This is a genomic window from Desulfogranum mediterraneum DSM 13871 (assembly GCF_000429965.1).
GTDB classification, from domain to species: Bacteria; Desulfobacterota; Desulfobulbia; order Desulfobulbales; family Desulfobulbaceae; genus Desulfogranum; species Desulfogranum mediterraneum.
This window is the reverse complement of the sequence record NZ_AUCW01000013.1, coordinates 141,897-153,977: the sequence shown is the minus strand read 5'-3', so window position 1 is coordinate 153,977 and position 12,081 is coordinate 141,897. Positions and strand designations below refer to the sequence as shown.

Below are 12,081 nucleotides of genomic sequence, written 5' to 3'. Positions count from 1 at the left end.
AACCTTGCCATGTTCATCAGGGCCGGTACAGCCGGAGAGGTCGGCTGTACCGGTCTTAAGGCTTAGGCCCGGGCCAGGATGATCCCCGGCCCGGGTTGATCCGTCGGCTCAGCGGGGCTGATTGGCCGCCACATAGGCGATCATCTCATCCGGGGTGACGATGGAGCCTGCAGAGGCCTTCAGGGCGATCAGGTCCCGTCGCCAGGTGGACAGTACCCGGAAGAAGGCGTCGTTCATCCCCTTTTCCTTGGAGAACTCGGTGATGGACATGTCGATCCGTTCCACCAGGTTGTCCACGTAGAGGGAGAACTGCTTGGTGTAGATCTCCTTGCTGTACTCCTTGTTGATCACCTCGGTGAAGAGGGGCTGCAGGTCCTCGTACCTGGGGATACGGCCAATGGGAGTCCAGATGCTCTCCACCTTGCCCTGGTGCATCAGGGCCATGATCCGCATCCAGACCTTGGTGTCCCGCTTCTCACCGACCAGGCCGTCGGCCTCGCCCGGTGCCAGGCTGCCGCGGCCGCTCTTGTGCAGCCAGTAGTTCACCTGGAAGCCCGAGGGCAGGTTGTCCTGGTTGATGGCAGGATTCTCGCCAAAGGCTTTGTAGTGGTTGATGTAGTGGGCCAGGGGGCCGGGGAAAAAGGCCTCGTTGGCATAGGGAGAGCGCTTCTCACTGCCGTCTGCGCCGATCTCGGTGGCCGTGGTGGCGGAGCGGATGATGGCGCCGTGGACCACGGTACTCATCCAGTCGTGGGCCATGACGATGGTGGGCATGGTGGTATAGTCCCGCCCGCCAAAGAGCAGGCCGCTGAGTTTTACTCCGGCGGGATCTTCAGTGGCCGAATCATAGTTCTCCAGGGTATCCAGGGAGATGGTGAAGCGGGCATTCTTATGGGAGGCCAGGGTGCCTGCCTGGGAAGACCATTCCCCCAGGAAGTTGCGTCCCTTCCTGGGAAAGGGTTCGCCCATGCCGTTCCAGTAGGGGCGGCCTTCGGAGACCAGCAGGTTGGAGAAGATCACCTCGTTGCCCTCGCCCTCCAGCACCTTCAAGGTCTCAGGATCATCCTGCTGGTTGACCCCTTCGATGATGCCGAACATCCCCTTTTCCGGATTCACCGCCCGGACCTCGCCGCTCTCGGGCTCGATGAAGATCTTGGCCAGGTCATCGCCCACCAGGTGGGTGCCGGTCATGGCGGTACCGGTCTTGCCGCAGCCCGAGGGGTAGGCGCCGCCAAAGTAGACGACCTCATCCCCCATCTCAAAGCCGGCAATGAACATGTGCTCGTCCAGTCGTTCACCAAAGTGGTTGCGAATATTGTTCATATTGGCAAAGCGGTGATTGATCTTCTTCGGGGCAATGGAGTTGCCGGCATACTGGTTGTTGCTGGAGTAGGAGCGGAAACGCTCCACATCCATATAGATGCGCCGCTGGTTGAGGTCGGCGGAGACCTTGGTCTCGGTGAGGCGGCCGGCACTGTGGTAGTTGATGAACATGTAGCCCTTCTTGGCCACATCATCGGAAAAGGCCTTGGGGCTCATCATCCGGTAGAGCAGGAACTCGCTGTGGGTGACATAGAAGGAGTCCGTAACCTGGAGGGTCGGGTCGGAGACCGGACAGCCCACAGGGCCGCGGGATATGAAGGAGATGACCATCTCCTTGCGCTTCATGATATCGGTGATGATGTTACGCGCCTCCACCACACCGGCATGGAGTTCCTCTTTCTTCTGCAGGGAGCTGATCTCGGTGTCGGTGTAGGCCAGGTACTTGGTGTTGGCCGTATCCCTGCCCTGGTCGTTGGGGCCGTCAAAGTGGCAGGTGTGGTTGGCCTTGGCCAGATGGAACTCTTCACCCAACTCCAGGGCCTGCTCACGGACATAGGCGATATCTTCTGCCGAGCCGGTGTTGATAAAGATGGAGGCAGGGCTCATGCGGGTGGCGCCGTTGTAGATGGGGATGATGACCTCCGGGCTGAGGCCCATCAATTTTTCCTGATTAGAGGCGTCCATCAAGCTGACGAGATAGGTCCGCATCATTTCCAGGCGTGAAATGTCGACATCCATCTTGCTTCGGGTCTGACCGGGTGTTCCAGTAGTATTTTTCATGATAGCTGTGGGGTATGGAAAGAGTTAATCCTGGGTTTTTGCCCAAGGCTGAGCGAAAAATCATCCAAAATTAACATAGATATTACATAACCAATAAAATTTCTATATTTTTCCCCTGGTTGACAGGGAAAAGAGGTGAGCCTTCGCGGAGAAATGCAGTTCAGGACCCAGGAAATCAGGCCGGAGCGCCTGCAGATTGGGAAAGGTTGAGCACCGCATTTCCGCGGGCAGCAGCCGGCCGCCAGTGGAGTCCAGGTCAATTGAGGCGCCATCCTGAGCAGGGCGGAGCAATTGTTTGCTGGCCCTGGGCAGAGTTGCGCTCCAGCAAGCCTTGAAAAAGGAGATTTTTCGATCAAGGTCAAGGCCGCACACCTTTTGCCGTATCTCTCTGCTTGATCTTCCGGGGGGGGGAGTTGTTGCAGGCAAGGCCGGACTTGGAAGAGAACGCAACTCTTCAAGCTGGCCTTATCAAGCTGGCCTCATGCTGCCCAGTAGACCGAGACCGGCACCTCCTCCTGATGAAGGATGGCCCGGATGGGCATCTCCTCGGGATCGGTGCCCTCCAGGGCCTGGTTGTAGACCGCAAGCTTTTGTTTTCCCGTTAAAAGGAGGAGGACTTTCCGGCTGTCCAGCAGGCTGTCCAGGGACATGGTCATCCGCAGGTGGGGGGCACGGGGCGGGCTGATAGCGCAGCAGGGAACCGGTTCGGTACGATCAAGGCCCCTCTTGAGTTCCGGGCTGCCGGGAAAGAGGGAGGCGGTGTGGCCATCCTCGCCCATGCCCAGGAGCACCAGCTCAAAGGGGCGGGGCAGGAGGGCAAGGCGGCGGCTGACCTCGGCCTCTGCCAGCTGGGGAGAGGCTGCGCCGTTGTAGAGGCCGCTAAAGGCGGCCGCAGCTGCCTGGTGCTGGAGCAGGGTGGTGCGGACCAAACCCTCGTTGCTCTCGGGCGAGTCCGGGGGCAGCCAGCGTTCATCGGCCAGGGTGATGCTTACCCTGGGCCAGAGAAAGTTCTGCCGGGCCAGTTCCCGGAACAGCGGCAGCGGACTGCTGCCGCCGGAGAGGACCATGCTCACCTGGTCCTGGCGGAGCAGGCCCTGCTCCAGGGCCCGGAGGATATCCCTGGAGAGGGTCTGGATCAGGTTTGGGCGGTCATCACAGCAGATGAATCGTGGCCTGGCCATGGGGTTTCCTAGCAGATCTCCCGCAGATCAATGATCTCCATCTTGTGGTTGCGGTTGGCATTTTCCGGGGAGGGCCCTTCGGTCTGGATGATACAGCTGCCCTGGAGTTTGTAGCGCACCGCATAGTCCCTGGCAAAATCAGTCCAGTCAAAGGGGTGGTTGCTCTCATAGATGGGAAAGACCCCGTAGCTGAAGAGCAGCTCCTGGCAGGTCTGCTCATTGGCGCTGACCGCCAGGATCCAGGTGGGCAGCTTGAAGCGGGCCAGTCGTCTGGCGGTCAGGCCGCTGTCCGTGGGCGAGAGGATGGCCGCCACATCGTTGGACTGGAGGATGATGCTCTTCACGCTGGAGGCGATGTAGTCGACCTCCCGGATGGGCTGGTAGATGGGCTGGTTCGGGGTCTTGGTGTAGCTGAGCCGGGTGCGATGGGGCTCGGTGGCCTGGGCAATCTGCACCAGCATCCGGGTGGCCTCCAGGGGGTAGTTGCCCAGGGCAGACTCTTCGGAGAGCATCACCGCGTCGGTACCGTCGAGGATGGCGTTGGCCACATCCGTGGCCTCGGCCCGGGTGGGGCGGCGGTTGCTGGTCATGGACTCCAGCATCTGGGTGGCGGTGATCACCGGTCGGCCAAAGAGGTTGGCCCTGCTGGTGATCTTCTTCTGGATCATGGCGATCTCCTCGATGGGGATCTCCACCCCCAGGTCACCCCGGGCCACCATCACCCCGTCGGCCACCTCCAGGATCTCGTCGATCTTCTCGTGGATGGAGGCGCGTTCGATCTTGGCTATGATGAAGGGCTGGTAACCCATCTCTTTGGCTGCCTTGCGCACCGCCCTGATGTCGGCGGCATCGTTGACAAAGGACTGGCTGATCGCGTCCACTCCATGTTCCAGGGCAAAGGCCATGCACTCCCGATCATGGGCGGTGAAGGCGGAGATGCCCAAGTCGATGCCCGGCAGGTTGAGTCCCTTCTGGGAGCGGAGGTTGCCGCCCACGGTGACGATACAGTGGACCCTGGGGCCATCCACCTCTTCGACCCGCAGCTGGATCAGGCCGTCGTTGAGAAAGATGGTGTCCCCGGTCCGGACCACCTTGGGCAGGGGCTTGAAGGTCACCGAGACCTGTTCCCAGTCCCCCATGATGGCTTCGGTGGTCAGGGTAAAGGGGCTGCCGATTTTGATCTCCACCGGTTCCTTGACCAGGCGGCCGATCCGGATCTTGGGCCCGGGCAGGTCGGCCATGATGGCCACCCGGGTACCGACCTTGTCGGCGGCAGCCCGGATTCTTCTGATGAGCTCGCCGTGGGAGCTGAAATCGCCGTGGGAAAAATTCAGGCGGGCGATATTGAGGCCCGCCTCGATCAGCTTTTCCAGCATGGCCGGAGAATCCGATGCCGGGCCAATGGTGCAGACCACCTTGGTCTTATGTGCAGGGAGCAGCTTGGTACTCATGATCTTCTCCTTGGGGGCAGGGGATGGGGTGGTTGTTGTCTCAATCCGTGTTTCCGAGCTTGTCTCGGACTGGCCTCCTCTCCTTGTCAAGGTAGGGTTCTGTTGTTTTCCTGGGCTTAGCTTGAAGTTAAGGGATGGTGAGGATTCGGTCATGACGTCCATCCAGAGAACCGCACTCTCCTCCCCAGGGCCGTCTTGACGAAGGCCCTGCAGGGGGCCCTGTTTCCGCTCCTGGAACCTGCAGTGGGACGGAGGGGAGGGCAAATATCTCCCTCTTCAAGCTCCCCTTTCACTTGCTTTCCCGGAACAGTTGTGGTGACATACGGGTATCTGAGGCACCACAGGGTATACCATAAGGTTCTTTGGTGTCTTTACCAAGGGAAATCAAGCCGGTCGCCGGGGCAATCCCGGGCCAGGCAAGAGCAAATAAAAAAAGGGTCAGGCCTGGGGCCCGGCAGAGCAACGAGGAGCAGCGGTGAGTCGGAGCAAGAGAGCGCAGCCGGTCTTTATCTGCAGTCAGTGTGGACATGAGAGCAGAAAATGGCTGGGACAGTGTCCGGACTGTTCCGCCTGGGATACCCTGGCGGAACAGCAACAAGCCCAGGTCCGCTATGGCAGGCAGCAACCTGCGGCCCCGGAATCCTTGGCTGGAGGTGATCTGGCCGAGCAGGCCCGGCTGGTCACTGCCATCGCTGAGATGGACCGGGTCCTGGGTGGGGGAATCGTACCCGGTTCCATGATCCTTATCGGGGGTGATCCCGGGATCGGCAAGTCCACCCTGATCCTCCAGCTGCTGGCCGCCCTCAGCCGTGAGGATGCCAAGACCCTCTATATGACCGGAGAGGAGTCGGCCCGGCAGATCAAGATGCGGGCCAGACGTCTGGGGATCGACAACCCGGATATCTATATCTCCACAGAAAACAGCGTAGAGGCCATCATCCAGCTGGCCGGCGAGATGCAGCCGGTCCTGCTGGCCGTGGATTCCATCCAGACCATGTTCAGCGAAGAGGTGGCAAGTGCCCCGGGTTCGGTGACCCAGGTGCGCGAATCCACTGCCCGGCTGCTGACCCTGGCCAAGACCAGGGGGCTGCCGGTGCTGCTGGTGGGCCATGTCACCAAGGACGGCGCCATCGCCGGCCCCAGGGTGCTGGAGCACATGGTGGATACGGTGCTCTACTTTGAAGGTGACCGGGGCCAGGTCTTCCGGGTGGTACGCACGGTCAAGAACCGTTTCGGCTCCACCAACGAGATCGGCGTCTTTGAGATGAAGGAGAGCGGCCTGGCCGAGGTCGCCAACCCCTCGGCCCTGTTTCTGGCGGAACGGCCCGAGCATGTGCCCGGTTCCGTGGTCCTGCCCAGTATCGAGGGGACCCGGCCCATCCTGGTGGAGGTCCAGGCCCTGGTCAGTCGTTCCAATCCGGGCAACGCCCGCCGCACCGCCATCGGCACCGATCCCCAGCGCCTGGCCCTGCTCACCGCGGTCCTGGAGAAGAAACTGGGGGTCACCCTGTTTGACCATGACATCTTTCTCAATGTCGCCGGCGGCATCCGCATCGATGAGCCGGCCATCGATCTGGGGGTGGTGGTGGCGCTGTTGTCCAGTCTCTTTGAAAAGGAGGTGGCTCCCACCACCGTTGTCTGCGGCGAGGTGGGCCTGGCCGGGGAGATCCGGGCGGTTGGCCAGATGGAGCAGCGCTTGCAGGAGGCCTGGCGTCTGGGGTTTCGGACCTTTATCATGCCGGAATCCAGTCTCCGTGCCAGTGACGAGCAGGCACGGCAGGGGATGACCTGCGTGCCGGTACGGACCGTGAACCAGCTGGCGGATTATCTCTTTCAGGGCTGAGCCCTGTTCTTGGGAGCTGCCCCGCAGTCCGGGGGGCTCCTTGAGGTGTTGAAGCGGCTTATAGAAACACAATGGAGGTTGTATGGATTTCAAGCTACACTTTGAGCGGTCATGGCAGGTGTTTACCACCTTTCTGCCCTCGCTGTTGATGGTCACCGTGGTCCTGATGGGCGGCTCCATGCTGAGCCTTGGAATTCTGGCGCCGGTGTTGGCGGCCGGCTACATGCAGTCCCTGCTCCTGGCCGTGCGGGAGGGAAGAAAGCCCGAGGTGCGGGACCTCTTCGGTCAGATGCAGCTCTTTCTCCCCCTGCTGGGATTCGGGCTGCTGATCGCCCTGGCCGTGGTCGTGGGCCTGGCCATGCTGGTCCTGCCCGGGCTGTTGGTAATCGTGGCGGTCTCTTTTTTCTGCATCTACATGCTGCCTCTGATGACCGATCGAGAGCTGGGGTTGTTTGACGCCCTGCAGGAAAGCTCGCGTATGGCCATGGAGCAGCCCCTGAGCGAGCATGTCGCGGTGGTGGCGGTCTATCTGGTCCTCTCCTCCCTGGGGAGTTCCATGGTCCTGGGCAGTCTCCTGACTACCCCCTTTGCCACCCTCTTTGTGCTCTCGGTCTATGAGGCCAAGATTGTCCGTCAGCTGCCCGGGCCATCGGCCACGCAGCAGGGGCCGCCTCCGCCGCCCCCGGGAAGCTGACTCGCAGCGCTGGTCAAGAGAGCTGAAACAGGGTCCTCCGCTCGGCTGAGGGCGGAGGAAGCAATGAAATGAACTTTAAAGGGTACCTTGAAAAATTAGATTTTTCGATCAAGGTCAAGGCGCGCTATAAATTTTACCGCAGGCATATATTTGATATTCCGAGGATAAAACTTTGAGCGCAACGCCGAGATTGGAAGAAAAAGCATTTTTTCAAGGTGGCCTAAAGGATGAACTGCTATGCGGGGCAAGCTGATCCCTATTCTTCTGATCGTGGTGGGGACCTTCTTTCTCCTCTCCAACCTGGATTTTCTCCCCATGGGGCAGATCAGGGCCATCCTCCGCGAGTGGTGGCCCCTGATCTTGATCGTGGTGGGGGTGCTGCAGTTGCGGGGAAGGTAGCTCTTGCCGCTTGGGCACCAGGGGCTGGAGAGCGCTCAGGTTTCGCTCTCTTCCAGTTCCTGGTAGCAGGCCTCCTGGAACCTGGGGGTACAGACCGCCAGGAAGAGGAGGTCGCCCTGGCCGTTGTTGGTGATCCGCTGGCTGACCCCGGCCGGGATCAGGACGCTGTCGCCGGCCCGGACCGGGCGGGGAGGGCTGCTGCCGAGCTCGACCAGGCCGCTGCCCTCCAGGATCAGGTAGCGCTCGGTGATACCGCTGAGCCGGTGGCGGCGGGTGGTGGTGCCGGCAGTGACCCTGGCCCTGGCCACGGAACAGGCCTGGTCCCCGGGCTGGTTGTGGAGTTCGCTGATATAACAGCCTTCCCGGAAGTAGTATTCTCTGACCTGGGGGCTGGCTGCTATGGTCTCGGGGTGTTTGGACACGGTGGTGCTCTCTGGGTTGAAAGGAGTGGAGGAGTGGGGCTGGCTAGGGTAGGAATCTACCACGGCTGCCTTTCGTTTGATACTGAAAAAGGCTGTCATCGGAAAATGGATCATAGCCGCTGATCTCTGTTTTCCCTGCCCGGGAGAGAGCAAGGCAGGTGGAGGGATGGCCAGAGTCAAAGGGGCGGCAGCAGTGCCGTTCGCTGCCGGTTGAAGAGCAAAAGCGAGGGAGGAAGCCATGGAGACCAAAAGAACCGTATGTCCCCTGGACTGTCCGGACAGCTGCGGCATGATCGCCACCCTGGAGGCAGGCAGGGTTACCGAGCTGAACGGGGATAAGGAGCATCCCTACACCCGGGGGGTGATCTGTCGCAAGATGCGGGGCTATCCCCAGCGGCTCTACATGAAAGATCGGCTGTTGGAACCCCTGCTCCGGGTGGGCCCCAAGGGCGCGGCCGAGTTTCGGCCCATCAGCTGGGATGCAGCCCTGGAGCTGATGGCAGAGCGGCTGCAGGAGGTACAACAGCGCTACGGCGGCGAGGCCATCCTGCCCTACGCCTATGCCGGCAACATGGGGCTGGTCAACCGCTTTGCCGGCTTTCCCCTGTTCCATAAGCTCAACGCCTCCCGGCTGGAGCAGACCATCTGCTCTGCAGCAGCCGGCAGCGGCTGGGAAAAACAGTGCGCTACCCTCCCGGGAAGTCCCCCGGAACAGGCTGCAGAGGCCAGCCTGGTGGTCGCCTGGGGGATCAATATCAAGGTCACCAACCTCCATTTCTGGCAGTACGTGGCCCGGGCCAGGAAGCAGGGGGCCCGATTGGTGGTGATTGACCCCTATCGTAATGCCACGGCCTCTTCAGCCGATGAGCACCTGATGGTCAGGCCCGGGGGGGATACGGCCCTGGCCCTGGGGCTCCTCAAGCAGTTGATTCAGGATCAGGGCTTGGATCAGGCCTTTATCCGGCAGCATACCCGGGGATTTGCCACCCTGGCCGCCTACCTCGGTGAGTTGGGTTGGGAGGAGCTGACCCGGCAGAGCGGCATCAGCCGGGCAGCGATCCATAACCTGGCCCGCCTCCTGGTGAGCAACCCGCAGACCTTTGTCCGCATTGGGGTGGGGCTCAGCCGCAACAGCCGCGGCGGGATGGCGGTGCGGGCCATCACCGCCCTGGCCGCCGGCCTGGGTCTGTTTCGGGGTGGGCCCGGTCGGGGGGTGCTGCTCTTCAGCGGCGCCTTTCGGGGCAAACAGGAGAAACTCTGCTACCCTGCTCTGGCCAGCGAAGCCAGCCGGAGGGTAAACATGATCCACCTGGGACATGCCCTGACCCGGCTGCAGCCGCCGGTGCGGGCCCTGGTGGTCTATAACGCCAACCCCCTGTCCGCCAATCCGGACACCACCATGGTGCGTCAGGGGCTGGCCCGGGATGACCTCTTCACCGTGGTCCATGAGCAGCTGATGACCCCCACGGCCCGTTACGCCGATCTGCTCCTGCCTGCCACCACCTTCCTGGAGAACCATGATCTCTATAGCGGCTATGGCCACTTCTATCTCCAGGTTGCTCGACCGGTGGTGGAACCCCAGGGGCAGGCCAGGTCCAACTTCGAGCTCTTCCAGGGGCTGGCCCGGCAGATGGGCTTCAGCGATCCGCCTTTTCTCCAGAGCTGCGAGGAGCGGATCCTTGATTATCTCCAGGATCTGGAGGGCCTCCCGAAAGGGATCGATCCGGAGGAGGTCCTGGCCGGTCAGCCGGTGCTTTCCAGCAGGAGTTGTTCCCCCGAGGGCCCCCTCATCCAGCTGGGCGGCAGCTATGATTTCGCCCCCTCCGGGATCGGGCCGGAGCCCTCCATACCCTGCCTGACGCCGGGCGGCGAGTTTACCGATCCGGACCTGCTGGCCAGGTTTCCCCTGCGCTTGATCATTCCGCCCCATGACGACCTGCTCAACTCCACCTTTGGCGAGCGCTATCCCGGGCGCGTCGGCGAGGTCCTGGTTCATCCCCAGGATGCAGCTCCCCTGAAGATCGGTGACCAGACCAGGGTCTGGCTCTACAATCACCGGGGCCGGGTCCAGCGTCTGGCCAGGATCAGCAGCGATACCCAGCCGGGGCTGGTGGTGGCCGAGGGGCTCTTCTGGCCCCAGGAGTCGGTGGAACACCCCGATGAGGGTGCGGCGATCAACGACCTCACCTCCCAGAAGGTGAGCGACATGGGAGGTGGCGCCACCTTTCACGAGTCCCTGGTGGGCCTGGCCCCGGTGGACGAGGGACCCTGATGGGACCGTGGCGGTTCGGCCTGCGGCCCGGACAGGGCAGGGGGGGCAGCTGGTCAGTCCCGCTCCGGGCTGCGCTCTCGCTGCTCCTTGTCCTGATCCAGCTCGCGGCCTGCTCCCGGGAGCAGCCCTCTCTGGAGCAGCTGCTGGCCAGCCGGCCCGAGGAAGGGCAGCAGCTCTTTGACTCTCTGGGCAGCCTGGAGGATCTCCGCGAATCCACTGTTCAGGCCCTGCAGTCCCTGAAGAACCGCTATGATCTGGAGATGGTGATCGTCCTCCTGCCCACCCTGGAGGGACGCTATACCACCAGCCAGGCCGCGGTGGAGCTGTTCAGCAACTGGCGGATCGGCCAGGACGCCTCCCGAGGCGGGGTGCTCCTGCTCCTGGTGGAGGAGAGTAAGGAGGTCAAGCTGGAGATCAGCCATGAGCTGGAAGGGGTGTTGACCGACCTCTTTACCGGCAGGGTGGAGCGCAGTCAACTGCCGCCCCGCTTTGCCGCCGGTCAGTTGGAGCTCGGCCTGGTGGCACTGCTGGAGGAGGTGGAGGCCCGGGTCCAGCTCCTGGAAGAGGAGATCCCCAGCCAGGAGGCGGTGGCCAAGCTGGAGGCCCGCTACCTCTCCCAGGGCGCCGGGGCCGGCCTCCGTCTCCAGGCGACCGGGGGCCAGGTCGCCGGCCAGGCCCGCCTCAATCCGGCCTATCCGGCGGGAAAGAGCCCGGAAGAGGCCTGGCAGATCATGCTGCGCCGCTGGCAGGCCATGGAGCGAGATCCCAACCTCCAGCTGCTGCTCCCCACCGGCCGCCTGGCCTACCGCGACTTTGCGACCATGGACCGGCAAGGCCTGCAGGAGCAGTATGCCACCTACCGCAACCGGACTTACCAGGTCCTGGAGAAGGGCGATTATGCGGTGATCTTTTTCGGCCGGCGCCAGGGCTGGGACAATGCCCCCTTTCTGTTCTGCCGGACCCCCGAGGGCTGGCAGTTTGATCTGGTCCACCAGAAACGGTTCATCCGCATGGGGCCCTCACCCACCTGGGGGGTGGAGTTTGGCGAGCATCCCTATATGGAGCTGCTCTGGGAGGCCTTTCGTTTTTATGGCCAGGATCTTCCCTCCCTGGGGGCGGAAGGCTATCAGCTCGGCAAAGATCCGGCCCTGGCCGCCGCCATCCTCAAGCTGGAGGCACGGGCGGCCGGAGCCGAGGACTTTGCCGTCCTGCTCGAGTTGGGGCGCCTCTACGCCCTGACCTCCATGAGCCGCAAGGCCCTGACCACCCTGAACAGGGCGGTCCGCCTTGAGCCTGCAGATCCGCGGCCCTACCCTTACCTGGCCCTGGCCCATGTCAACGGTTTCTATCAGTATCAGAGTGGACTGGAGGCTCTGGACAGGGCCGTGGCCCTGGGAGGGGCTGTGCCCTTTGTCTATAACCTGCAGGGCTATCTCCACTATCAGCAGAAACAGTACCTCCAGGCTGCCCGGGCCTTTGAACAGACCCTGGTCCTGGAGGGGGAGGACCCCTATGCCCACTACTACCTGGCCTTCAGCTATGCCTGGCTCTCCAACCTGGCAGGCTCCCCGGCCAGGAGGGCCGAATACCGGCAGCGCTACCGCAGCCATGCGGCCAGGGTGCAGAGCCAGGCCTCGATGCCTGAGCTCAGAAAACGACGCTTCCGGGAGTGGCTGGAAAACAACTAGTCCCTGCTGTACTTCCTGAGAGGGCGCC

9 protein-coding genes are annotated in these 12,081 nt (G+C 62.4%); 5 read left to right on the top strand and 4 right to left on the bottom strand.

From position 1 onward, the window contains the following. Positions 1 to 108: 108 nt before the first annotated feature. The 3 genes from G494_RS0106285 to pyk all read right to left on the bottom strand — a co-directional run bounded on the left by G494_RS0106285 (position 109) and on the right by pyk (position 4,735). Complete coding sequence (locus G494_RS0106285; protein WP_084456484.1) at positions 109 to 2,103, bottom strand: phosphoenolpyruvate carboxykinase domain-containing protein; 1,995 nt, start codon at positions 2,101 to 2,103, stop codon at positions 109 to 111. A gap of 479 nt (positions 2,104 to 2,582) precedes the next feature. Continuing rightward, a complete protein-coding gene (pgl, locus tag G494_RS0106280; RefSeq protein ID WP_035245631.1) occupies positions 2,583 to 3,284 on the bottom strand; it encodes a 6-phosphogluconolactonase in 702 nt (233 codons plus the stop codon). 8 nt (positions 3,285 to 3,292) lie between these two features. Further along, entirely contained in the window at positions 3,293 to 4,735 is a 1,443-nt protein-coding gene (pyk, locus tag G494_RS0106275) for a pyruvate kinase (protein ID WP_035245629.1), read from the bottom strand. 475 nt (positions 4,736 to 5,210) lie between these two features. Here pyk and radA point away from each other — a divergent pair, with 475 nt between their 5' ends. The 3 genes from radA (at position 5,211) to G494_RS27240 (ending at position 7,671) form a co-directional block, all read left to right on the top strand. Beyond that, the gene (radA, locus tag G494_RS0106270) at positions 5,211 to 6,578 is read left to right on the top strand and encodes a DNA repair protein RadA (protein ID WP_028583842.1); all 1,368 of its coding nucleotides are present in this window, start codon (positions 5,211 to 5,213) and stop codon (positions 6,576 to 6,578) included. A gap of 82 nt (positions 6,579 to 6,660) precedes the next feature. Beyond that, positions 6,661 to 7,272, top strand: coding sequence for a hypothetical protein (locus G494_RS22230; RefSeq protein ID WP_035245627.1), 612 nt, complete (start codon positions 6,661 to 6,663; stop codon positions 7,270 to 7,272). 237 nt (positions 7,273 to 7,509) lie between these two features. Next, positions 7,510 to 7,671: a LiaI-LiaF-like domain-containing protein gene (locus G494_RS27240; protein WP_167331678.1), complete on the top strand. Its 162-nt coding sequence runs from the start codon at positions 7,510 to 7,512 to the stop codon at positions 7,669 to 7,671. Positions 7,672 to 7,706: 35 nt separating this feature from the next. Here G494_RS27240 and G494_RS0106250 read toward each other — a convergent pair whose 3' ends face one another. Then, positions 7,707 to 8,093 (bottom strand): cupin domain-containing protein, encoded by a 387-nt coding sequence (locus tag G494_RS0106250; RefSeq protein ID WP_232362497.1) that lies wholly within the window; start codon positions 8,091 to 8,093, stop codon positions 7,707 to 7,709. A 238-nt stretch (positions 8,094 to 8,331) separates the two neighbouring features. On the opposite strand from G494_RS0106250, the gene G494_RS0106245 reads away from it, so the two are divergent. Further along, positions 8,332 to 10,365, top strand: a complete 2,034-nt coding sequence (locus G494_RS0106245; protein WP_028583840.1) for a molybdopterin-containing oxidoreductase family protein — start codon at positions 8,332 to 8,334, stop codon at positions 10,363 to 10,365. Then, positions 10,365 to 12,053 carry a TPM domain-containing protein gene (locus G494_RS0106240; protein ID WP_028583839.1) on the top strand — a complete coding sequence of 563 codons (1,689 nt, stop codon included), beginning with the start codon at positions 10,365 to 10,367 and terminating at the stop codon, positions 12,051 to 12,053. The genes G494_RS0106245 and G494_RS0106240 overlap by 1 nt, the downstream gene beginning before the upstream one ends. Positions 12,054 to 12,081 lie beyond the last annotated feature (28 nt).